Origin of the sequence: Agrobacterium sp. SORGH_AS 787 (genome assembly GCF_030819035.1) — a bacterium.
GTDB lineage: Bacteria > Pseudomonadota > Alphaproteobacteria > Rhizobiales > Rhizobiaceae > Agrobacterium > Agrobacterium larrymoorei_B.
The window spans coordinates 280,802-303,762 of record NZ_JAUTBG010000001.1; the positions used below are offsets into that span (position 1 = coordinate 280,802).

At 57.8% G+C, this 22,961-nt stretch carries 21 protein-coding genes; 11 read left to right on the forward strand and 10 right to left on the reverse strand.

All coding sequences use genetic code 11. The features are described from left to right. The first annotated feature begins 238 nt into the window (after window positions 1-238). Window positions 239-769, forward strand: a complete 531-nt coding sequence (locus QE435_RS01190) for a hypothetical protein (RefSeq protein ID WP_349039914.1) — start codon at window positions 239-241, stop codon at window positions 767-769. A 331-nt stretch (window positions 770-1,100) separates the two neighbouring features. Here QE435_RS01190 and QE435_RS01195 read toward each other — a convergent pair whose 3' ends face one another. The 6 genes from QE435_RS01195 to QE435_RS01220 all read right to left on the reverse strand — a co-directional run bounded on the left by QE435_RS01195 (window position 1,101) and on the right by QE435_RS01220 (window position 6,776). Then, entirely contained in the window at window positions 1,101-1,925 is an 825-nt protein-coding gene (locus QE435_RS01195; RefSeq protein ID WP_349039915.1) for a phosphodiesterase, read from the reverse strand. After that, a complete protein-coding gene (locus tag QE435_RS01200; RefSeq protein WP_349039916.1) occupies window positions 1,925-3,004 on the reverse strand; it encodes an ABC transporter ATP-binding protein in 1,080 nt (359 codons plus the stop codon). Before QE435_RS01200 ends, QE435_RS01195 begins: the two co-directional genes overlap by 1 nt. After that, a complete protein-coding gene (locus tag QE435_RS01205; protein WP_306929909.1) occupies window positions 3,001-3,798 on the reverse strand; it encodes an ABC transporter permease subunit in 798 nt (265 codons plus the stop codon). Before QE435_RS01205 ends, QE435_RS01200 begins: the two co-directional genes overlap by 4 nt. A 1-nt stretch (window position 3,799) precedes the next feature. Continuing rightward, on the reverse strand, window positions 3,800-4,612 hold the full coding sequence (locus QE435_RS01210; RefSeq protein WP_349039917.1) for an ABC transporter permease subunit: 813 nt from the start codon (window positions 4,610-4,612) through the stop codon (window positions 3,800-3,802). 102 nt (window positions 4,613-4,714) lie between these two features. After that, window positions 4,715-5,728 (reverse strand): extracellular solute-binding protein, encoded by a 1,014-nt coding sequence (locus QE435_RS01215; protein WP_349039918.1) that lies wholly within the window; start codon window positions 5,726-5,728, stop codon window positions 4,715-4,717. Next, complete coding sequence (locus QE435_RS01220; protein WP_349039919.1) at window positions 5,718-6,776, reverse strand: substrate-binding domain-containing protein; 1,059 nt, start codon at window positions 6,774-6,776, stop codon at window positions 5,718-5,720. Before QE435_RS01220 ends, QE435_RS01215 begins: the two co-directional genes overlap by 11 nt. Before the next feature lie 342 nt (window positions 6,777-7,118). Here QE435_RS01220 and QE435_RS01225 point away from each other — a divergent pair, with 342 nt between their 5' ends. Beyond that, window positions 7,119-8,999: a diguanylate cyclase gene (locus tag QE435_RS01225; RefSeq protein WP_349039920.1), complete on the forward strand. Its 1,881-nt coding sequence runs from the start codon at window positions 7,119-7,121 to the stop codon at window positions 8,997-8,999. A 124-nt stretch (window positions 9,000-9,123) separates the two neighbouring features. Here QE435_RS01225 and QE435_RS01230 read toward each other — a convergent pair whose 3' ends face one another. Further along, window positions 9,124-10,053 carry a LysR family transcriptional regulator gene (locus QE435_RS01230; RefSeq protein ID WP_309769146.1) on the reverse strand — a complete coding sequence of 310 codons (930 nt, stop codon included), beginning with the start codon at window positions 10,051-10,053 and terminating at the stop codon, window positions 9,124-9,126. 107 nt (window positions 10,054-10,160) lie between these two features. Between QE435_RS01230 and QE435_RS01235 the strand changes: the two genes are divergently transcribed. From QE435_RS01235 to speB, 5 genes are read left to right on the forward strand one after another with little or no spacing between them, the layout of a single operon-like run. Further along, window positions 10,161-11,000 (forward strand): transporter substrate-binding domain-containing protein, encoded by an 840-nt coding sequence (locus QE435_RS01235; RefSeq protein ID WP_349039921.1) that lies wholly within the window; start codon window positions 10,161-10,163, stop codon window positions 10,998-11,000. 17 nt (window positions 11,001-11,017) lie between these two features. Further along, the gene (locus tag QE435_RS01240) at window positions 11,018-11,671 is read left to right on the forward strand and encodes an amino acid ABC transporter permease (protein WP_349039922.1); all 654 of its coding nucleotides are present in this window, start codon (window positions 11,018-11,020) and stop codon (window positions 11,669-11,671) included. Then, window positions 11,668-12,315, forward strand: coding sequence for an amino acid ABC transporter permease (locus tag QE435_RS01245; RefSeq protein ID WP_349039923.1), 648 nt, complete (start codon window positions 11,668-11,670; stop codon window positions 12,313-12,315). The genes QE435_RS01240 and QE435_RS01245 overlap by 4 nt, the downstream gene beginning before the upstream one ends. 1 nt (window position 12,316) lies before the next feature. Continuing rightward, window positions 12,317-13,096, forward strand: coding sequence for an amino acid ABC transporter ATP-binding protein (locus QE435_RS01250; RefSeq protein ID WP_306929894.1), 780 nt, complete (start codon window positions 12,317-12,319; stop codon window positions 13,094-13,096). A gap of 19 nt (window positions 13,097-13,115) precedes the next feature. Further along, window positions 13,116-14,069 (forward strand): agmatinase, encoded by a 954-nt coding sequence (speB, locus tag QE435_RS01255; RefSeq protein ID WP_306929892.1) that lies wholly within the window; start codon window positions 13,116-13,118, stop codon window positions 14,067-14,069. 50 nt (window positions 14,070-14,119) lie between these two features. Here speB and QE435_RS01260 read toward each other — a convergent pair whose 3' ends face one another. The 3 genes from QE435_RS01260 to QE435_RS01270 all read right to left on the reverse strand — a co-directional run bounded on the left by QE435_RS01260 (window position 14,120) and on the right by QE435_RS01270 (window position 19,237). After that, on the reverse strand, window positions 14,120-16,024 hold the full coding sequence (locus tag QE435_RS01260; RefSeq protein ID WP_349039924.1) for an AI-2E family transporter: 1,905 nt from the start codon (window positions 16,022-16,024) through the stop codon (window positions 14,120-14,122). 288 nt (window positions 16,025-16,312) lie between these two features. After that, a complete protein-coding gene (locus QE435_RS01265; RefSeq protein WP_349039925.1) occupies window positions 16,313-17,524 on the reverse strand; it encodes a CHASE3 domain-containing protein in 1,212 nt (403 codons plus the stop codon). A gap of 387 nt (window positions 17,525-17,911) precedes the next feature. Further along, window positions 17,912-19,237 (reverse strand): PLP-dependent aminotransferase family protein, encoded by a 1,326-nt coding sequence (locus QE435_RS01270; RefSeq protein WP_349039926.1) that lies wholly within the window; start codon window positions 19,235-19,237, stop codon window positions 17,912-17,914. Between the two features lie 101 nt (window positions 19,238-19,338). Between QE435_RS01270 and QE435_RS01275 the strand changes: the two genes are divergently transcribed. From QE435_RS01275 to QE435_RS01290, 4 genes are read left to right on the forward strand one after another with little or no spacing between them, the layout of a single operon-like run. Beyond that, window positions 19,339-20,301, forward strand: a complete 963-nt coding sequence (locus QE435_RS01275) for a nitrate ABC transporter substrate-binding protein (protein WP_349039927.1) — start codon at window positions 19,339-19,341, stop codon at window positions 20,299-20,301. 58 nt (window positions 20,302-20,359) lie between these two features. Further along, entirely contained in the window at window positions 20,360-21,250 is an 891-nt protein-coding gene (locus QE435_RS01280) for an ABC transporter substrate-binding protein (RefSeq protein WP_349039928.1), read from the forward strand. Next, window positions 21,247-22,170, forward strand: coding sequence for an amino acid ABC transporter permease (locus tag QE435_RS01285; RefSeq protein ID WP_349039929.1), 924 nt, complete (start codon window positions 21,247-21,249; stop codon window positions 22,168-22,170). Before QE435_RS01280 ends, QE435_RS01285 begins: the two co-directional genes overlap by 4 nt. Continuing rightward, window positions 22,167-22,946, forward strand: coding sequence for an amino acid ABC transporter ATP-binding protein (locus QE435_RS01290; RefSeq protein WP_349039930.1), 780 nt, complete (start codon window positions 22,167-22,169; stop codon window positions 22,944-22,946). Before QE435_RS01285 ends, QE435_RS01290 begins: the two co-directional genes overlap by 4 nt. The last annotated feature ends 15 nt before the right edge of the window (window positions 22,947-22,961 follow it).

Here is a 22,961-nt window from a genome sequence, read left to right on the forward strand (position 1 = left end):
GATCCTGGCCGGATCGTCCCATGCGGACGACGGGATGGATGAAGCCGACTATGACTGCTGCGCTTCGAGCGCGTCCCAAAGCGAGGCTCTCCAGACCCTGATCCAATGCATGCATGCAGCGGCTCCCAACGAACCCGAGCCACCAGACTGCGAAGAGAAGCGTGACCCGCGTGAACGATCAGGCCAAAAAGGACAGACAGAAAGAGCTTGACCCCAACGCCCGATTAGAGAAGCCGTCGTGGCGAGAGACGAAGCGAAATTGGAAGGAGGAGCCCGTCACAAGCCTCCTCCTTCTCCTCTCTACAGAGGTACGCCGGCTCTGGACCTGGGCCAATCCTCGTTGCCAGCCTGGCATTTCCGGTTTGATTGCGGAACTGCGGATCCTATTTCAACTTTCCAGCCAGACGTGTGGAGCACCCTTAGTGATACCGGAAACGCGGCAGCTAAAAATTTAAATAATTTTCACCATGAATCGTTGTTCGATGAAACCAATGCCTTGGGAGGGCGTTGCACTTTTGTAATACGGACACTTCCAGGGGGTACAATGATTTGGAGTTTAGCTAAGCTTGAAGACGAGCGTCAGGAACTCATAGAGGTCATAAGCAACCTCAAGGCGTGGCAGCATTCTCCCATCGAGGACAGCCACGTCATCGCTCTTAACCTTACAGCGCACATGATGCGGTTAAGCGAATTGGAAGAGGAAATACTCACCAATCGGCGCGAGCAGGACTTGGCTGCGTGTGCAATCATCATCAGGAAATCTGCTTAAGGCTAAGGTTAGAAACCAAATTTGCAGATAGAAAAGCGAGGACCGGATCACCAGAGTCCTCACGGCGTGCCAATGCCTTAACGCTCATGCACAATGCCATAGGTGGCGCAGCTGATGTCCGGCTTCCATCCGGTAGTACGTCGCAGTTCTTCTCATCTGGAGGTCACCGCTTTCATACCTTGGAGCCAAGGTTCTCTGGCGACCCTCTCTCTCAGTGCAGAAGCGCCTAAATGAACGACGATCAGACGAGCCTGCGCGGAATGACGACAGCACAAGAACTGCCCGTCCCGATCGCAATCCTTGCCACATCGCCGCCATCGCCAATGGCGCTTTAATTCCTCCCCGGATAATCATCAGGCAGGATAAATAGGAACGGTCCCGGCGTGCGTTCGACTTGGGCCGTGTGGGTGACGAAGCGACCTTGCGAGAAGCGGTGCAGCAGGAATTGCGGAGCTTCCAGCACGAAACATGACGCCGCATCGGGGGTCAGATCCAGCGCCACCTGATGAGCGACGGATGGCGCAATCTGGCATAGGGTTCCGCCGAAGATCGTCTGGGTGGCGCGATGGACATGGCCGCAGAGGACGCGCTGTACTTGCGGATGGTCAGCAATGATCCGCTCGAATTCTGCAACACCCTCAAGAAGCCCAACCCGGTCCATGTGGCCAATGCCGGTTTCGAAGGGCGGATGGTGCAGCATGACGAGCGTCGGCGCATCCGGCGCAGCGGCGAGCGTGTCAGACAGAAAGGATAGCGTTTCGGGACGGAGCGCACCATGGCTTTCGCCCGGCACCAGCGTGTCGAGGCCGATGATACGAATGGGTCCGCAGGATGTCACAAAATCGAGGAGGCCTGATACGGGCAGATAGTCGAGATCGGCAAAGGTCGACCGGAACTCTTCGCGCCGGTCGTGATTACCGGGCACGCAATAGACGGGCATGGGCAGCCGGTCGAACAGCGTGCGGATAATCTCGTACTCCTCCACGAGCCCACAATCGGTCAGATCGCCTGTGACGATGACGCACTCGGGGCGCGGGTCGAGCCGCAGCAGCGCATGAATAGCATGTTCGGCATAGAGATTGGTTTCGGATACGCCATAGGCAAGCATGCCGTGCGGGCGGATATGAAGGTCGGTAATCTGGGCAATCAGCATCATCAGTCTTCTTGGTTGAACTCGATAAGGGCGTCACCTTCGATGTCGAAGGCGACGGTTTGGCCGGGCTGGAAAGTCAGCGCTGACGGCAGGTCGATCTGCAAAGTCTGGCCCGGTGCCACCTCGACGATGAGGCGCTGCGTAGCGCCGAAAAAGGTCGAGGCGACGACACGCGTAACAACCGCGCCGTTGTCCGAAAGTCGCACCGCTTCGGGGCGAAAGCAGACCACCGCTGATCGATCCGGGCCGCCGAGAGTTAGTCCCGCCCGTGTTCCCTCCCCTCCAAGTCTCAAAACACCATCACGAACGTCGCCATGAAGGCGGTTCATCGTGCCGACAAAATCGGCCACGAAGGCATTGGCCGGGCGATGGTAGATGACGCGAGGCGCATCGATCTGCGCGATGCGGCCGCGGTTCATCACGGCGATCCGGTCACCGATCGCCATGGCCTCGGCCTGATCATGTGTGACATAGATGGCCGTGATGCCAAACTCCCTGAGCAGCAGGCCGATTTCCACCCGCAGACGTTCGCGCAGAACGGCATCGAGCGCGGCCAGCGGTTCGTCCAGCAACAGCACGCGCGGGCGGATCGCCAGCGCACGGGCAAGAGCGCAACGCTGGCGCTGGCCGCCGGAAATGGTGGTGACGCGACGGTCTCCCAGTTCCTCAAGCCCGACAAGGGCAAGCAGCCGCCGGGTTTCCGCCTCGCGTTCGGCCATGGCTATCTTGCGGATCTTCAAGCCATAGGCGACGTTTTCCGCAACGCTCATATTGGGAAACAGCGCATAGGACTGGAAGACCATACCGACATTGCGCTTTTCGATCGCCACCTGTGTCACATCTTCCCCGTCGAAGCGGATCATATCCACGCCATCCGGTTGCTCCAGTCCGGCAATGAGGCGCAGAAGCGTGGTCTTGCCGCAGCCCGATGGACCGAGCAGCACGAGGATTTCGCCAGCCATGACATGCAGGTCGGTGGTATGGAGCGCCGCCACACCATTGAAAGTCTTGGAGAGCGCGTGAGTGGAGATGGAAACGCCGCGGCCGGATGGCGCCGCCGGGACGAGGGAGTGAGCGTTCATGGGGCAGTTCGCTTTTCGGTGAGGCTGGCCACCAGTTGGAGGCCAATCAAAAGAGGGACAATCATGATGAGGAAGACGAGCGTATAGGCCGAAGCGACTTCAAGGCGCATCGAGGCATAGGCATCGGCAAGGCCGACCGGCAGCGTCTTGGTCATCGGCGTATGGGTCATCCAGGTGATGTTGAACTCGCCGACGGAGAGCGTGACGACGGTCAGCGAACCGGCAAGGATGCCCTGGCTGATATTGGGCAGGATGACGTCGAAGAAGCGCCGCCACGCGGGCGCGCCGAGGCTTGCCGCGCCCTCGTCCAGCACCTTCCAGTCGATCGTATCGAGAACGGCGATGACGGCGCGGAGCATGAAAGGCAGCGTGAAGAGCACATGGCCGACGACGATGAAGAGCGTCGACTGGCGAAAAGTGCCAAAGCCGCCATAGGCGAGGATCAATCCAAGCGCTAGCGCAAGTCCGGGTATCGCGACCGGCAGCGTCACGATCTCCTCGACGATGCGGGCAAACCGACCGCCACTACGCACCAGTGCATAGGCGCCGGGAACGCCGATCAGCAGTGTCATGAGAAGTGTCGCGACCGCGACAATCAGGCTGCGCCAGATCGTATCGGCATAAAGCTCGAAGACCTGGCCTACCCAGTCCAGTGTCAGCCCGGCGGAGAGGCCGCGCGCATAGTTGACGCTCAGCCCTGCGAAAATCGAAAGGATGACCGGCATTGTCAGGAAGAGCGTTAGAAGGGCGGTGACGGCAATGCCAGCAGCCGATGTCCAGGAAATCCTGCGCATCTCACGCTCCCGTGGCATCGCGCATGGCGCGGTTGCGAGCAAGGGCAAGCACTGCCCAGGTGATCAGACCAAGCGCTATGGAGAGTGCGGCTGCCATGCCGGCATTGGTTGCCAGCGTGAACTCGGTGTAGATCAGCATCGGCACGACATCGACATTGGTGGCAAGCGTAAAGGCCGTGCCGAAGGCACCCATGGCAGTGGCAAAACACAGCGCACCACTGGCATACATGGCCGGAAACAAAGCCGGCAGCACGATGTCGCGCTGAATGGCGATCGGCCCCGCGCCGAGTGACCGCGCCGCTTCCACGAGCGACGAATCGAGCTTTTCGGCCGCCGCCAGAATTGTCAGCAGCACACGCGGTACGGAGAAATAGACATAGCCGAGAAAGAGCCCGGTCAGCGAATAGGCGAAGACGAGATTGCTGCCGGTCAATGCCCTGGCAAGATTGCCGACAAGCCCCAGACGACCGCCAAGCAAGATGACCATGAAGCCGACGACGACGCCCGGAAAGGCAAGCGGAAAGGTCAGCAGCGACAAAAGCACACCGCGTCCGGCAAAGCGCCGGTTGGCCAGCGTCTGCGCCGCAATGGTGGCAAGGATAAGCGTGACCGCCGTGGTGAAGAGAGCCAGGATCAGCGTGGCGATCAGGCTGGTGCGATAGCGCTCATCGGTCAGGATGGCGAAAAAGGCCATTGGCCCGCGTTCCGTGCTTGCTGCCGCAACCGTCAGACGGACCATCGGCAAAAGGAGGAAGGCGAGCGCGAAGATCGCCAGCGGCAAGAGAAGCAGGATGTCGAAGCGCCTGTTCTTCACGGCGGTCTCCTTGGCAAAGTCATCGGATGCGGATGAGGCGGATGGCGAGCCGGGACATGCATCGTCTCGGCTGCCTTTTTGAGGGAGGTTAGCGCCGAAGGCTTAGCGGACTTCCGCGAGATAGCGCTCGGAATACACCTTCTGTGCTGCCTGCGCCTTCGCCCAGTCGATAGCCTTGGCACGCTGATAGTCGCTTGCTGGCAGGAACCTGTCGGCGATATCCTTCGGCATCTCCACCGGAATGGCCGGGCGAAGATAGGCCGTCGTCCAGAAGAGCTGGCCCTTGTCGGAGAGCAGATAGTCGAGGACCTTTTTTGCGGCGTCCATATGCGGTGCGCCTTTGACCAGCGTCATGACATAGGGAAAGCTGACGGTGCCTTCGCAAGGAATGACGAAGGCGAACTTGCCTTTTTCGGTATATTTGGCGCGATAGGCATTGAAGTCATAGTCGAGCAGAACAGGAATCTCGCCGGAAACGACGCGGGCATAGGAAGTCTGCTTGGTAACGATGGCACCGTTGGCGGCAAGCTTCTTGAAGAAGTCGATGGCAGGGGAGAAATTCTCGAGCGTGCCGCCGAGCGCAGAGTTGGCGGCGACGGAAGAAACATAGCCGACAGCGGCGGAGGTCGGGTCGAGATAGCCGACAAGACCGTTATATTCCGGCTTCAAAAGGTCGGCCCAGCAGGCCGGAGCCGGCGCGCCGTTCAGCGCATCGACATTGACGAAAAAGCCGAGCGTACCCTGGTGCACCGTCCACCAGCGGCCCTCCGGGTCCTTCAGGCCATCCGGGATTTCATTGAATCGCGCTGGCTTCCAGGCTGCCACGAGATCCTGGCTCGCAGCAGAAATGCCGGCATTGATCCCGAGATAGGCGATATCGGCCACGGGGCTTGCCTTTTCGGCGATGATCTGTGCAATCGCCTGGCCGGAATTCTTGTTGTCGCCAGGGATGTCTATGCCGAGATCGGTCTTGATGTTTTTCAGCATCTGACCCCAGTTCGCCCATTCGGGCGGGCAGTTGTAACAAACGGCGTCTGCCGCGCGCGCGGGCGTCAGCGCAAGAATGAAGGCGCCTGCCAGAAAGCCGAGGCAGGTCAGGAGGAGTTTAATTTTCATGGGAGTGAGGTTCCTGGTTCGTTGAGGAAGAAGAAGACTGGCTGCGTGGATGGGGCTTGGCCTCTTCGATCGTTTCGCCGCGAGCGAAGGTGAAGTCAGCCAGGATATGGGCCGGATGCCGCCGCCCTGCGGCGATATCGAGCACCATGGAGGCCGCCAGGACACCCATGGTGCGGGAGGGTTGGACAATCGTCGTCAATCTTGGCGAGATGTGTCGGGCGAGATCTATGCCATCGAAGCCGGTCACCGAGACATCCTGCGGCACGCGCAGACCCGAACGCCGCAAAGAAGCGATCACTGTGAGGGCGAGTAGATCGTTCGAAACGACGATCGCCGTCGGATGACGCTTGTCCAGGGCAGCGGTCAAATCGACGTCTTCGGTCGCGTCGATAAAGTCCACCTCCAAGGCCGCGAAGGGCTGACAACCGGCGGCCTTCATCGCATCGCAATAGCCTCGATAACGATTGATCGCGCGATCCGAGGATGCAAACCGGCCACCGACAAACAAGATGGAACGATGGCCAAGGTTCAGCAGCTTTTCCGTGAGCTCACGCATCGCCGCCCGGTTATCGACCGAAACGGAGCCGAAACCATCCGGCACGCCCTCATTATAGACGGTAGCGGCAGGGATGCCCTGTCGGGCCACAGTGGCGAACACATCACTCGTTGCGGGATCGCAGACCGTCATGATGAGCCCCAAGGGGCGCTCGGCAATCAAAGCGGCAATGACGGCCATTTCCTCGTCGGCCCGATAGTTGGATTGTCCGATGATGATCGAGAGATCGTTGGCGCGAGCGCAATGTTCGATGCCGGCGAGCGCACCTGCAAAGACCGGATTGGTGAGACTGGGAAGGAGAACGCCGAGGACAGGCCGGCGCGCAGCCGACGGCGGGGCAAGGGGAAAGCCAAGGGTCAGCGCCGCATCCACCACCTTTTTCTGCATGGCAACGCTGACAGGACCGTTGCCTGTCGCAACACGGCTGACGGTGGCGATGGAGCAGCCGGCACGTGCGGCGACATCGCGAATATTTGCGGGCGTTCGAACCATGGAACCTCTCGGTATGCCGCATTCGTCGCGGCACGGAGAGAAGCCCTAGCAAAGGAGTCTAATATCTCAGTGACAGTGTTTCAGTCGTTTTCAGTCGAATGAATCCCGATCTTCAGTGTGCTTCCAAATCATCAAGATGATGGCAGGTTTGTTTCAGCCGACTTCAGGGTTTTGCGCTGTGGCTTCCGTTGGAGATGGTAGATCCAGTGAACACGTGAATGTGAGACCTCCAGCTTTATTGTCTAAAGACGCATTCATGGTCATTAGAATTTCTTTCATTCATCTGACGGAATATTGGTGCATCTGAATTTGAACCGTTAAAAACATATGATTTCCCAAAATATGAAGAAAAGGTCTCGCCTCCGTCTCGCCGTCGTTCTTGCGGTCGGAGCCGTGTTTGCGTGTCTGGGCACTTGGACCGAATACACCAATTGGCAGCGGCTGGTCCAAAACGCAAACAACCGCCAAATGGAAACCGCCCGCGCCATGGCGCTTCATACCGACGACTTGATGGCGCTTGCTCAGCAACCGCTAAACGACCTGTCTGCTCACGCTAGAGAGGCGCTCGGCGACGAAAGCAAAACCCAACTGCTGTTTGAGGAGATGCTGCGCGTCGTCAAGACTTCCCCCTTGCTGCGCAGCCTGGCCTATGCCGATGCTCAAGGCCGCTTGCTCCAATCGACGTTTGCCGCGAATTCCGCAGGCATAGATCTCTCCAACCGCGAATATTTCCAGTTCCACAAAGCGAATGTGTCAACACAAGCGCGCTTCGGCCTCCCCTCTCAAAGCCAGACAAATGGCCGGTGGTTCCTTCCGATCAGCCAGCGGATAGACAATCCCGACGGAAGCTTGGCGGGTGTTATGATCGCAACCATCGACATGGATCATTTCTCCCATTTCATCGAAACCTTCGGGGTGAACGAGGAGAATGCCTTTGCCCTGCTGCGCGAGGATGGCGCCATTCTTCTTCGCCTGCCGATGGACCTGAAAGCGATGGGTGCAAACATCGCTGACAGTGCGCTTTATCGCGATGAGATCATGAAGAAGCTGCGCGGCAATTACGAATATGTCTCGCGTTTCGATGGCGCAAAGCGCATCAGCGGGTTCTATCGCAGCCCTGAGACGGGCGTAACGGCGATCGCCGCACAGACCAAGGACTCTATTTTTGCCGACTGGCTGAAGCAGTCAAAATATCCTTGGCTCAGCATCATTCTCGCCTACTTGATCGGTACTGCCATGGCCGTCCGGTGGATCAGGCAGATCGAACTCAGGGAGATCTGGGATCAGAAAGTCGCCGCACGCGAAGCGGAATTCCGCCTTATCGCCAATGCCTCAACCGACGTGATCGAAAAGATTTCCCTGGCGGGCATCCGGCAGTATGTATCACCTGCCGCGGAGAGAATATTCGAGCAGAGTACTGAAAGCGTGATTGGAACGAGCGTGCTGGAAAACCGGGATGATCAGACCAGGTCCACATGGGAGCAAGCCCTGGCCAAGGTGCGGTTGGGATCCTCAACGGAATCAATCCTCTATCGACGCCAGCGGATGGATGGAACCACGATCTGGCTGGAGAGCGTCATCTCCTGCGTTCGGGGTGATGATACCAACGAACCTGACGGAATCGTCGTCATTACACGCGACGTCACCCGCCATCAGATGATGAAGCAGGAGCTGAATGCACTGGCAACGACGGACGAGCTGACGCGTCTGTTCAACAAGCGTTACTTCAATACCCAGCTGAGCACCATGCTGACGGCGACACGCGCAGATCAGCAGTCGGTTTCGCTCATCCTGCTCGATCTCGACCGCTTCAAGGTCTACAACGACACCTACGGACATCTGGCCGGCGATTGCGCGCTACGCGATGTCGCCGCCGTCATCCCTTCGCAGCTCATCGGGACCGGCGGTCTTGCGGCCCGTTACGGTGGCGAAGAGCTGGTCGTTCTGCTGCCAAATATAGGTGCCGAAGAAACCGCGAGAATAGCCGAAAATATTCGCAAGGCGGTTGCCGCGTTGGGTATCGCGCATGCTGAAAATTTGCCCTGGGGTCATGTGACCGTTTCTTGCGGCTATGCGACGGCGCTTCCCTCGCAATCGCTGTCCGAGAACGACTTGATCGCTCAGGCAGACCGGGCGCTCTACCGGGCCAAAGCCGCAGGGCGCAACCAGTCGCAAGATTATGAAGACAACAGCGAGCGGAAACGTGCGAGATCGAGATCGTGAAAACTGTGTTTTCAGGCGTCGAGAGAAGGGTATCTAACTCGCAGCGGCGGCGCCGAAGAGAGGCTTTGAACCGCAAGACGCGCTGGCGGCCATAGCAATTTGTCGACGTTGGCCGCCCTCCCCTTCATCTGCTTGGAGACAGCTGTTTCCGATGAAGTGTTTCCGAAGCAAGACCGGCGAGTTCTCGAATGAAGAAGTCGAGAATGGTCGATGGCTTTTCTCCCAGACGAGTGGCGATGATGAAGGGTGAATTGATCCTGGCTTCTTTCGGAAGAAGCGCCCGAAAGATGCCCTTCTGTACCCAATCGGCCGCGTAATGATCGGGCAAGTAGCCGAGATATCGGCCTGACATGACGAACATTGCCTGGGCTTCCATGTTCGACGCCGACGCCTTGGCGCGCGCTCGTGGGAAATACTGCAATTCGCGCATATTGGCATAGGGCCTGACGACGAAATCGAAGCCTTCCACACGCTGCACGGAAATGTCCGCTTCGTCTGCCGTGAAAAGAGGATGGCCCTTGGCGCAATAGAGGGAGTGAATCTCGTCCCGTAGGCGTGACAATTTGAGGCTCTGATACGGCTCAGTTTCCGGAAGGATGGCGATATCGAGACCACCATTGGCGATTTCGGACAGTAGCGCATCTGGAGAATCGATGACCAGTTCCAGCCGTGCCTCTGGAGCCCTTTCGCTGATCCGGGCGATGATGCGATGAATGGGCAGATCCGCATCGGTAATCGTGTTGTCCACCAGGCCAAGTCTCAATGTCCCGGTGATCCGGTTCTTCAAAGTGCCTATTTCGCTTTCGAAGGCGTTGAGCGCCAGGAACAGAGATTTCGACTGTTCGTAGACGATCGCGCCCCGGTCCGTCAGTTCAAAGCCGCCTCGCCCGCGCCGGCAGAGCTTATACCCGAGCCTGTCCTCCAGCGCCTTGATATGAAAGCTAACCGCGGACTGGCTAAGGCCGAGGGTGATTTGCGCGCCGAGAAAACTTTTATGCTCTACCACGGCACGAAACACGGTGAGGGAGCGAAGATCGGACTGGGCCAAGTGCATGGATAAAACCTTACATCATATTTATTGATGTGAACTTCATATCTTTCCTATTTTCCTGCGCTGAAGTCCATGGTTCGTTGGGGCATCAAAAAACGGGGAACGAAACCATGAAACCTAAAGCCTCCGCCAAAGCACTCCTGATCGGTACCGTATTTGCTGCGCTTCTCTCTTCGTCCGCTGGCGCCGCGGACCTTCTTGAAAAAATCAAATCCGACAAAGTCTTCACGGTGGCCACCGAGGCCCGCTTCGCCCCCTTCGAATTCGTGGAGGACGGAAAGATCGTCGGCTACTCCGCCGACATCATGGCTGAAGTCATGAAGGCATTACCGGACGTCAAGCTCAAGCGTCTCGATCTGCCTTGGCAGGGCATTCTTCCAGGCCTCGCTGCCGGCCGTTTTGATTATGTCGTGACCTCCGTTACCGTCACGCCGGAACGCATGAAGGCCTACCATCTTTCAACGCCGATTGCCGACGCAACCATGGCCATTCTGAAGCGCAAGGGCGATGCGGCTATCACCAAGCCGGAAGACATCGCCGGCAAGGCTGTCGGATCCCAGGCAGGCTCCGCACAGCTGGCAGCGCTCGAAACCTTCTCCGGGAAACTGAAGGACAATGGCGGCCCGGTTACGATCTCCACCTATACCGACTTTTCGGAAGCCTATGCCGATCTCGGCGCCGGTCGGATCCAGGCGGTCGTGAACTCGCTTCCCAATCTGCTGGAGGCCGCCCGTCAACGTCCGGATGCGTTCGAAGTTGTGCTGCCGACCTTCGGCCCCAAGACCTATTTCTCTTGGGCGGGTCGTAACGACGCGGACAGTGCGTCCCTCAACGCGCTGATCGATGGCGAACTCGTCAAGCTGAACAAATCCGGCAAGCTTGCTGAATTGCAGACGAAGTGGTTCGGCGCACCGATGCAGCTTCCGGACGTTCTTCCTGCGGTCGAATAAGATAACACGGAGAGGTCATGGAAAGGACAGCCGCACATATCTGGCCTGCACTTCTCGATGGCCTCGCCACCACCATGACGATCAGTCTGACGGCGCTTCTCTTCGGCGCGCCGTTGGCTCTTCTGCTGGCCGCCGCCGCGCGGGGCGGACGATGGACGCGCATTCCGGCGGCGCTTTACCTTTCCTTCTGGCGCGGAACACCGATCCTCGTACAACTCTTGATCACCTTCTACATCCTTCCATTCCTCGGGCTTGAGCTTGAGCCGATCGTTGCGGCCACCTTGGCCCTGGCGCTCAATACGGCGGCGTTCCAGTCGGAGATCTACCGGGCAGGGCTTCAGGCCATACCGAAAGGCGAGATTGAGGCCGCGAAAATGCTGGGCCTCACGCCTTTCGCGATCTTTCTCAACATCGAGGCCCCTCAGGCCGTGCGTGCAATGTTGCCAGCACTTGTTGGAGAAATGCAGGCTCTGGTCAAGAATTCGTCCCTCGTCTCGGTCATTGCAGTGACGGACTTGACCCGCCGCGCCCAACAGGTCGCGTCCTCCACGTTCCGACCCCTTGACGCGTACGCGTCCGCTCTCGTTCTTTACGTGACAGTCGGCATCCTTATCGCCGCGTTAGGACTGATGATCGAAAGACGCCTGTCACGCCGGGGTCAAAATTCATGACCGGCTTTATCACTGATCTGCCGCTCTATCTTGCCGGACTGCTTACGACCATCACGGTCTCGACCTGCGGCGTCGCCATCGCCATCCTGTTTGGCGTCTTGCTCGCCACCGGCCTGCGGAGCGGTTATCGTCCAATTGCACTTGTAACCAGAGCCTATGTGGAGTTCGCTCGGGGCGCTCCCCTCGCGCTCCTGCTTTTCCTGCTCTATTACGGGGGTCCGCAGGTTGGGCTTTTGCTCAGCCCCTATGTGGCAGGTATCTTTGGACTTGGCATCTATGGTGCCGGACCATTCGCCGAAATTTTCCGCGCCGGTCTGAACGCCGTTCCCGAGGGAGAACGCGAAGCCGCAGAAATGCTGGGGCTGACACGCGGACAACGGTTCCTGCACGTTGAACTGCCCCAAGCGGTACGGCTGACACTCCCCCCATGCGTGGGCCAGGCGATCGCGCTTTTGAAAGAGTCGGCTGTTCTTTCGGTGATCACCCTTGGAGAGCTGACGAAATTGGCGGGAACGATCAGCTCGATCAGCTTCACGGTGGTCACGCCCTACCTCACCATCGCCCTCCTCTACTGGGCTCTTGTTGAAATTCTGTCGAAGTCCGGACGCGCTCTGGAGCGCCGCTTCGCGTTAAGAGGTTCCTGACATGACGAGACCGGCAGCGATTTCCGTTCGCGGACTTGAGAAGCGGTTTGGCGACAAGACCGTTTTGCAGGGCATTGACCTTGATATTCAGGATGGCGACGTGACCTGCATCATCGGGCCTTCCGGGTCCGGTAAAAGCACCTTGCTGCGCTCGCTTGCCTTTCTCGACGCCTATGATGCGGGCGAGGTCCACATCTTTGGCAAGATGCTGGGATGGCGAGACACACCGCTTGGGCGCGAAAAGGCAGGCTACAGGGAATTGACCGATGCCCGCAGCCCGATAGGAATGGTCTTCCAGCATTTCCACCTGTGGCCGCACTTGAAGGTGCTCGACAACGTGACACTCGCTTTGCGACTGGCACACGGCTTGTCACGGGCCATTGCTGAAGACGTCGGCCGCGAAATGTTGAGCAAGGTCGGCCTTCTGTCCTTTGCCGACCGCTGGCCGGAGAGCCTCTCCGGCGGACAGAAACAGCGCGTTGCCATCGCCAGAGCCTTGGCCGTAAAGCCGAAGGTGATGCTCTTCGATGAACCGACCTCGGCACTGGACCCCGAACTTGTCGGTGAGGTCCTATCGGTGATGAAATCGCTCGCATCGGAAGGAATGACGATGGTGATTGTCACCCATGAAATGGGCTTTGCCGCACATGTCGCCAATCGCGTCGTCTTCATGGATGCCGGCAGAATAGTCGAAGAGGGCGCACCGAAGGTGGTCTTCGCCACGCCTAAAAGCGACCGTCTCTCCCAATTTCTGGAAACCTGGCGCGAACGCGCGATTTGATGCCCGAAAGGAAATGAATATGACAGCCCACGGCTATGACAATGGACGGTTAAACCTGCCTTTCGTTGGCATTTCCACCTTCGCCAAAAGTCCCTATGTGGAAAACTGGGACAAGATCGACGCCGATGTTGCCATCCTTGGTGCACCATTCGATTTTGGAACCCAGTGGCGTTCCGGCGCACGCTTCGGACCGCGCAGCATTCGCGAAGCCTCGACGCTTTTTGCCTTCGGTCACGCTGGCGCCTACGATCATGAGGATGACGTCACCTATCTTGAAGGTGTTCGCATGGTTGATCTCGGTGACGCGGACATCGTCCATACCGACACGGTGAAGAGCCATGCCAATATCGAGTTCGGCGTGCGCAAGATTCTAGCGGCTGGTGCACTGCCGGTCGTGCTCGGCGGTGACCACTCGATCAACATCCCCTGCATCAATGCCTTCAGCGAGCAGGAGCCGATCCACGTCGTGCAGTTTGACGCCCATCTCGATTTCGTCGATGAGCGCCATGGCGTTCGCTTCGGCCATGGCAGCCCGCTGCGCCGCGCCTCGGAAAAGCCCTGGGTGACCGGCATGACCCAACTCGGCATCCGCAACGTCTCCTCGACGGCCAAGGAAGGTTACGATTACGCCCGCGCCCAGGGCTCGGACATTCTCTCGGTCCGCCAGATCCGCAAGCTTGGTGTCGATGCTGTTCTGGCTCGTATTCCAGCCGGCAAGAGATATTATTTGACGATCGATATCGATGGCTTCGATCCCTCGATTGCACCCGGAACCGGCACGCCCAGCCATGGCGGCTTCATCTATTATGAGGTGCTGGAGCTTATCGCAGGGCTCGCCAAACAAGGAACGATCGTCGGCGTCGATCTGGTGGAAGTGGCACCCGATTACGATCACACCGGTTCAACCGCGATCCTGGCCGCGCAGCTGCTGCTGAATACCATTGGAAGAGTGTTTGCGCCAATGCCGTCCTGATAGGAACTCAAAGCACTTCTGTTTGATAGAAGCGGTTTATAGATCCTTGCTTACGCTACGAGCGGGTTCATTTTTCTTTCCCGAGCCCGCCCGACGCGTTTCGTAACCCTTATCGCAACGGCATCGCCATCCGAAAGAGCGCCCCGGACAGCATCACGAATGCCCGTCGCGACGAAATCGGCATCGATGTCCTGCGCCGCCACCGAGCTTTCTCCGTCTCCGTCGACACCTGGCATGACGATCCCAACGCGTAGCGACGGCTTCTGCCGCTTGAGGCGACGCACCGCTTGACGGGCGTGGGCCTTGGACCCCGCATTCAGAAATGCGATGACGACGGTATCGATCTCTGTAAGGCGAAGAAGGTTGATGGTCGTGCCGCTGACTATGGAATGTTCGGCTTGAGAGACCGTCGCCCCCTCAATGGCGAGAACTTGCGCAATCATCGAAGCGGCCGCGTCGTCCATTGCGCCCCTGCCGCCGATGCAGAGCACCGATTTGTGCTCGACCTTGGGCAGTTCGCGGCTTTCAGCGGTCTCTTCCAGCGTCGCCGCCTCGGTTTCTGAGGGATCCTGTTCCGCCTCTTCCTCGATCGCTATCTCTGCGAGATTGCCGATCAGCGTCTGGGTCGTGGACGCAAACAGGGATATTTGCGCCTCCGTCATCACGCCACGCTGCCGATCCATTTCGCCAAGCTTCAAAGCCGGAAATCCGACCTGCTCGTAATAATCGAGGAGATACTCATCTTCGAGAAAATCTTCCGCGTTATCGGTCGCTTCATTTGGGTCCCCGGCAAGAAGTCTCTGATAAAGCTTCTCCTGCGGTTGCAGAACGGGCTCGTTCCCGAGAAGAACGTCCAGAAAGCCAAACTGTGGGACGTGCCGTCCAAGCACCACGAGGCAGACAGTAAGGGGTGTGGACAGCATCAATCCGACTGGTCCCCAGAGCCATGACCAAAAGATTGCTGACACGATGATCGCAAGCGGCGAAAGACCGGTATGGCTTCCATAAAGCCAAGGCTCGACGACGTTGTTGCTCACCAGTTCCGTGACGATGAAAAGTGCTGCCACCCACGCGACGAGCGACCATCCGGGCGCAATCGCCAGCGCGAGGAACAGCGGCAAGATCATGCCGATCACCGGACCGATATAGGGTACAAAACGCAAAACAAGCGTCAGCAATCCCCACAGAATGGCGTTCGGAATACCGAGCAGCCACAATCCGATTGCGATCGGAAGAGCATAAAGCGCGTTTACGACAAGCTGCATCAGGAGATACTTACCGACGCGCTTTCCGGCATCCTGAAGCGCTGCCGTCGTGCGGTGCAGATCGCCGAGCCCAACGAGGCGGATAAACCTGTCGCGTAGCTCCTCACGCTCCAGCAGCATGAAGATTACGAGGACGATGACAAGACCCGCCGTTGCGAATGGGCTGATCAGCGGCAGGATGAAGTTTCCGAGCGTCTGAACCGGATTGGAGCGCGTGATAATTTCGACGGGCATCGGGTCCCGCCTGGTGGATTGTGAGGCCGCGTCTTCCCTGCTCTCCTCGGCAGTGTCCTGCATCTCCGAGCCGATGCGCTCAACGACCTTGCTAACATGCTCGAGTATCCCGTTGCCGGACCCAGCGTGGCTCAACGCCTGCACCTTGGCGACAATGTTGCGCTGATAGGTCGGAATATTATCCGCCAAATTGGCAACCTGCCCTGCGACGATGAAGCCGAAGGCCGCTATAACCAGAAAGGCGCTCGCCACCGCCATGAGGACGGCAGCGATTTTAGGAACGCGGCGCTTGCGCAGAAAGCTTACGATCGGGGCAAGCGTGAAGGTCAGCAATAGGGCGAGCGCAAGGGGAATGAACACCTCCTGCCCGACATACAGAATGACCGCGACGCCGATGAGGATGAAGATCGTCCGACCCGAGAGGGTCGGCGCCGTGAGCGCGCTCGATCTATTCAAAATTGCCGCTCCTGCGACTGCGTTTTTCTCGATACCGCCCACGGATGTCCCCAGAGTTGAGTGTCTTACCGGGAATTCCGGCGTGCAGGTAAATGCGCCAGGAAGGAAACTGATCGAACCATCGCAAAAAAATTTCACGACTGCAAAAATCAACGCTTCATGCCGTTCCAAACCCAAGCAATATTGATGAGGAAAAGCAGCAGTTGAGCGAGGCTCTACAGACTGGAAGAATGTGACACTGATTTACGAGCTGTTCGCTTTTTTCGGTGGCGGGAGAGCTGCCCAAACTCAAGCGGCAACGCGGACCCTGAACGTGCTGATTGGCCGAGAAATGTTTTTGACCTGTTGGAAGCCGGCGTCCTCAAACTTCAGCTTTCTTTGCTTTCGAATGTGATCTCTAACCGACCGTGAGACGCAGATCCCTCCGGGCTCCGCAATGCCCTCAAGCCGCGCAGCGATGTTGACGGTGTCACCGAATATGTCGCCGTTATCGATAATGACGTCGCCGACATTCATCCCTATTCTGAACAAAAGTCGATCGTCGTCCGGCCTGTCGGCATTGTGAGTCACCATGAAATTCTGGACTTGCAGCGCGCAGTCGATTGCTGACAATGCGCTCGGGAATGCTGCAACAATGCTGTCGCCTGCCGTGGTTATGATTGCGCCATTATTCTCTTCAATTATCGTGTCAATGACATCTCTCGCGGCCTTCAGGCGCTCGAGAGTATCCGCCTCGTTCTTTTCCATCAGCCTGCTGTAACCGACAAGGTCAGCAGCCATGACTGCCATAAGGCGCCTGTCTGCATGTGAAAGAAGTTCGTCTCTCGTTCTTTCAGCCGCTTTTGCTCGAGTGACCGTGGCGCGCACCACCAGTAGAGCCATCCCTCCCACCATGACGGCGAACAGCAAAAGGAGTATGTGCATCCGCGCCTTCGCTGCGCTGGCCGCTTCCGAACGTTTTGCAAGCTGCGCCAGGCCATCCGTTTCCATCTGAGCCAGGACGGACCGGATCCCGTCCATAAGGATTTTACCCTGCCCCGTTTTCACAAGCGCGATCGACGCGTTCTCATTCCCAGCGCGCCGGTACTCCACGCTTTGTTCGAGCTCGGATTTTTTTTGAGCGATCAGACTGCGTAGTGTCGCGACACTTCCTGTTTCGATAGATGCGTTTTCGGCCCCCTCGGCTAGGTTATCAAGCATACCATCCAGTGAATCCATCGCGGTGGTGTATGGCTTGAGATAAAGTTCGTCGCCTGTCAGGAGGAACCCTCGCTGCCCAATTTCTGCATCCTGGATATGGGACATGAGATCAGCGATAGCGCTGAGATACGCAACGTTTCTCTGAACAGCCTCGTCCGCTTTCCTGTCTTCGGACGATATCCACGACGACAGGTAGATGGTCATGCACACGCCGACCGCGACAACAGAAAGCGCAATCGGCATCGCTTTCTTTGCGAGCTGCCGAGAAATCGTCGTTTCAATGGAGGAAGGTCGGCGCATATGTGTGGTCCCAACCAAAAAAGGAATTAAAAGGCAATCAGCAGACTCAAGCCCCAGCCTGCCCGAAGAAACGGCGCATGGCGAAGTTTGTTCACCCCGCGGGCCTGTTAAAATTCGCACGGATTTTACTTTATCTCCAGCGCGCGACTGGTCGTGCGCATTGCTCTCGATGCCGAGTTCGAAAACACCAGCGCTCGGTTGTTTGTGGACTGCCCTTTACGTCACCCTTGAACGGAATAGGACCGTCAAAACTCATTCCACCAAGTGCATAGACCCGGCTGCATACGATTTGAACGAACCTAGTAAGCAGCCACCTTAAACCGGGCTGCGGCGGAATTTCACAACGCCCGTTGCCTCATTGCGCGCAGCTTTTTAGCAGCGAGAACTCTATAATCGGTGGGCTAACGCAATCGCGTCGGCAGCTTCCTCACAGCGATCGCTGAGCCTACTCGTCGCTACCCGAAGATGATTGCTCGGCAAAAGGGAAAACTTGCTGCCAGGCACGACGGCGATATTGCGTGCGGCTAGGGTGACCATCGCGAATTGCTCCGATTCCACAGGAACCCAGAGACAGAGACCGCTACCGGTCCACGTCGTTATTCCGCGATGTGACAAGGCTTCAGCCAGACGGTCTCGTCGTTGCTGATAGATTGTCCCCGCTTCGGCCACACGCTCCATCGTCACGCTATCTTTTAGCAGCCAAGCGACAGCCCCTTGAAGCAAGCGGCTGGTCCAGCCGGCGCTGAAGGCGCGGTAAGACTGAATTTGTTCGATGATCGAAAGCGAGCTTGAGACCACGGCGAGCCGCAGATCTGGCCCAAGTGTCTTTGAATACGACAGAATCCGCACCGTTCTATCGGGAAAGCGCTGGCCTAGAGACATGGGCAGCGTGGATGAAATGTCACCAACACCGTCATCCTCAATAATGAGCGTGTCACTACCATTCAGTATGTCACCCAATTGCAGCATGCGGGCTGCGCTGACCGTCTGCCCGGTAACGGAGTGCAGGCGCGGCTGGAAGAGAAATGCAGCCGGGCGCTCAGTCAGAACCTGCCTGAGACTATCTGGTCTCGGCCCCTCCTGATCACACAATACCGGTGCGATCCGCACGCCCAGATCTTCTAAAATATCCAGAATTCGCATGGCGGTCGGGTGCTCGACAGCCACAACAGATCCGGGCGGTAGCAACGCCCGAACGGTCGTGTAGACAGCATTATAACCTCCATTGGTCGCCAGGAACGCTTCAGGAGTGTAGGGCCATTGTTGCTCCACTGCTTCCTGTAGCTCGGGCACAATCCGGCTTCGCGCGTAACTATTCAAATGTTCAACTTCTGCGCCGTGGGACAGGGCTTCCTTCAAAGGTGGCAGAAGCTGGACGTCGGGTACGGCCAAAGAGAGATCAAGTACGCCGCTCGCATAGTGACCGGAGCTCGCCAATCGCTCAGGCTTTGCAATGAAACGCTCGCCACTCACCCAAGTGCCGTTGCGTCCCCGCCCCGTAATGATCTTTTGCCGCCGTAGTTCACTCCAGGCTTCGGAAATGGTCGCCGGGCTGACCTTGAGTTCATAGGCGAGATCACGAATAGCCGGCAATCGTGTGCCCACCGGAAGAATGCCCGCCCGAACCAAGGCACTTGTTTCCAAGGCGATGCCGCGCCGAGTTTTGTCGACGATCTTCGTGGCGAGCCACTCTGCGGTTGCTGTGTCGGCCATTTCTTACCCAAACTTTAAATGTTCAATAACGTAATAACATTTGTACCATTCCGAGTGTACATTTACCTTCCAGGCATTCAAAAACAAACGAGTAAATCATCATGCCGTTGAAACTTCGTCTCGCACTCCGTGACTGGGACTATATGACGCCGCTCGTGCTGGGCGATGTTTCTTCTCCGAGGCTACAGATCGAAGTCGATCGCGTGGGAACGCTCGTTTCCAATGTTGCTGAAGACGATGCGCATGATGCTGCGGAAACCTCTTTCAGCCGCTATGCACAGATGCGCCACGATGGCGATGAGAGCGTCATCGGTATGCCGAACTTCATCATGCGCGGTTTCCGCCATCGCTGCATCATCACCACCAAGGATAGCCCGATCCGCGCGCTTGCCGAGCTCGGGGATAAGAAGATCGGTGTGACCGGCTGGCGTGATTCCGGCAATACATGGACCCGCGCGGCGTGCCGTCGCGAGGGCGTCGGCGTCGAAGACGCCATGTGGTATGCTGGCCGTCTGACGGACGCACATCCCATCACCGACCGTCTGGACGGTTTCGGTCGTCCAGGCCGGATCGAGGCGGCGCCGGGCGAGCGACCGATGGTCGACTTGCTGAGAGATGGCGGGCTGGATGCAGTGTTCACGCCCTTCATGCCGAAAGGTTTCTTCGACCAGGGCTCACCGTTCCGTCAGGTTCTGCCGGATTATCGGGCGTCGGAAGTCGCGTATTTCAATGACGTCGGCTACGTGCCTGGCATGCATCTGATCGGTTTCAAGGCGCATATTGTGCGTGAAAATCCTTGGGTGATGGACGAACTCAGCGAGCTTATCGACGCGTCGCAGCGCATGTGGCTGGAAAAGCGGGAAAAATATGCCGACACGACACCATGGATGATCGATGAACTGCGCCGTTGCGCCGCAGATCTGCCGCCGAACTGGAATGTCAGCGGCTTGAAGGAAAACGAAGCCATGATCGCCGATTTCGCCCGTGAGCTCCATGCTCAAGGAATTCTGCCGCGTCTGCTGACGCCGGCGGAGCTGTTTCCACTGCATGCCGGGGGAAACTGACGGCGATAGTCAGACCCAGGCAATCCAAATCGCTGCAAACAAAAAGGGGAATACTAAAATGCATCCGACACTCATTGCTTCCGTCGCCCTCGCAGGGCTCTTTATCGCCGGGCCGGCTCTTGCCGAAACGGCCACCATTCCCAAGCAGAGCTTGAATGAGGACCTTCGCGCCCGGCTGCCGGAAAAAATCCGCTCCGAAGGGAAGATGATTTCCGTCAACAACGGATCCTTTCCTCCCTACGAAATCGTCACCGGCACCAAGATGGAAGGTGCAAGCGCCGACCTGACCGATGCGCTTGGCGAAGTGCTGGGCATCAAGATCGAGCATGCGACCGTTGGCGGTCTGCCAGCGCTGCTGGCGGGCGTCAATTCCGGGCGCTATCAGTTTGCTTTCGGGCCTGTGGGCGATTTCAAGAGCCGCGAAGAAGCGAATGATTTCGTTGACTGGGTGCAAGAATTCGTCGTCTTCGCCGTTCAGAAGGGCAATCCGAAGGGTATCGTGTCGCTTGATACATCCTGCGGCCAGCGGATAGCGGTCATGGCGGGCGGCTCGGCTGAGCGCGTGATCCAGGCACAAGCAGAAAAGTGCAAGGCTGATGGTAAAGCGGCCGTTGAGGTACAGTCCTACACCGATCAGCCAAGCTCCATCCTGGCGGTGCGGTCCAAGCGCGCAGACGCCTTTTTCTCCTCTCAGGCGCCGCTAACCTATTTCGTATCCCAGGCCAATGGCCAGCTGGAACTGACCGGCATTGGCCAGAAGAACGGCTTTGACGATCTTTATCAAGGCGCAGTCGTTCCGAAAGGTTCAGAACTCGGTCCGGTCCTTCTCGATGCCATCAAGATCCTTATGGACAACGGAACCTATGCGACGATCATGAAGAAGTGGGGCCTTGAGAACAACATCCTCAAGCAGCCGGGCATCAACCTCGGGGGCCAGTTGCCAAAATGACGAGCCCTGCTGAAACCAAAGTGCCACCCTTGGGTGGCACCGACCTGCGGGATGTGGCGACAGCCCACACCCCGTTCCGCACAGGCCGCCTTGTTCTTTGGCTGGTCATCGCGCTGGTTGTCGTCAACTTCGCCTGGATCGTTGCCAACAATGAAAATTTCGGCTGGCCCGTCGTTGCGCAATATTTCTTCGATCCGGTCGTCATCAGCGGCCTCTATGTCAGCCTGGGACTGACGGTCATCGCCATGATCCTCGGCACCATTCTCGGTCTGATCATCGCGATTGCCAGAATGTCCCAGGATGGGCTGGCCAGCTCTTTTGCATCCCTGTTCATCTGGTTCTTCCGCGGTACGCCGCTGCTTGTCCAGCTGATCTTCTGGTACAACATGTCTACGCTGTTTCCCCAGCTTTCAATTTCTATCCCCTTCGGACCGACGCTTGCGAGCTGGGACACCAACTCCGTCATCACACCCATGACCGCGGCAATCGTCGGCCTAGCGCTCAACGAGGCGGCCTATATGGCGGAAATCATCCGCGGCGGCCTTCTTTCGGTGGACCGGGGACAGGCAGAAACGGCGGAAGCCTTTGGCATGACCAAGGCACGCGCATTGTGGCGGATTATCATTCCCCAGGCCATGCGCTCCATCGTTCCGCCTACGGGTAACCAGCTGATCAGCATGATCAAGGCAACCTCGCTCGTCAGCGTGATCGCGATGGCCGATCTGCTCTATTCGGTTCAGTCCATCTACAACAGAACATTCGAGATCATTCCGATGCTTCTGGTCGCCGTGATCTGGTACCTGCTCATTACGTCGGTCCTCAATCTTGGCCAGAACTACATCGAGGCCTATTACGGCCGCAGTGATCGCCGCAATGCAGGCATTGCCAAGCCCACTCAAGACGAGGAGGCAAGCCATTGACCGTAGTTGCCAACAAAAAGCCTCTCGTCGAGGCGCGCAACGTCCATAAATCCTTCGATCACCTAGAGGTTCTAAAGGGTATTGATCTGGATGTGATGCCAGGTGAAGTGGTGGTTATTCTTGGTCCCTCGGGATCCGGTAAATCCACCTTCCTTCGCTGCATCAACCACCTCGAGACGATTCAGCAGGGCGCGATTGCGGTGGATGGCGAGCAGATCGGCTACCGGATAAGGAACAACCGGCTGGAAAAGCTTTCGTCCAACAGCATTGCGCGCCAACGCCGCAAGATCGGGATGGTGTTCCAGCAGTTCAATCTTTACCCGCATATGACGGTGCTGCAAAATATCATCGAAGCACCCGTCGGCGTGCACGGTGAGAGTCGAAAGAGCGCGATCGAAAATGCGATGCGCCTGCTGGAGCGGGTCGGCCTGTCGGAAAAAGGGTCCGCCTATCCGCGTCAACTTTCCGGTGGGCAGCAACAACGTGTCGCCATCGCGCGTGCCTTGGCCATCAGGCCGAAGCTGCTGCTGTTCGATGAGCCAACCTCCGCGCTCGACCCCGAACTGGTCGGCGAAGTTCTTGCCACGATGAAGGATCTTGCCCGACAGGGCCTGACCATGATCGTCGTCACGCACGAAATCGGCTTTGCGAAAGAAGCGGCTGATCGGGTGGTGTTCATGGATGGCGGCCACATTGTTGAGATGGGCAAGCCGGAAGAGGTCATCGGCAACCCGCAACATCCCCGAACACAGGCTTTCCTCTCGCGCTTCCTTTAAGCGTGTGATTTCTCC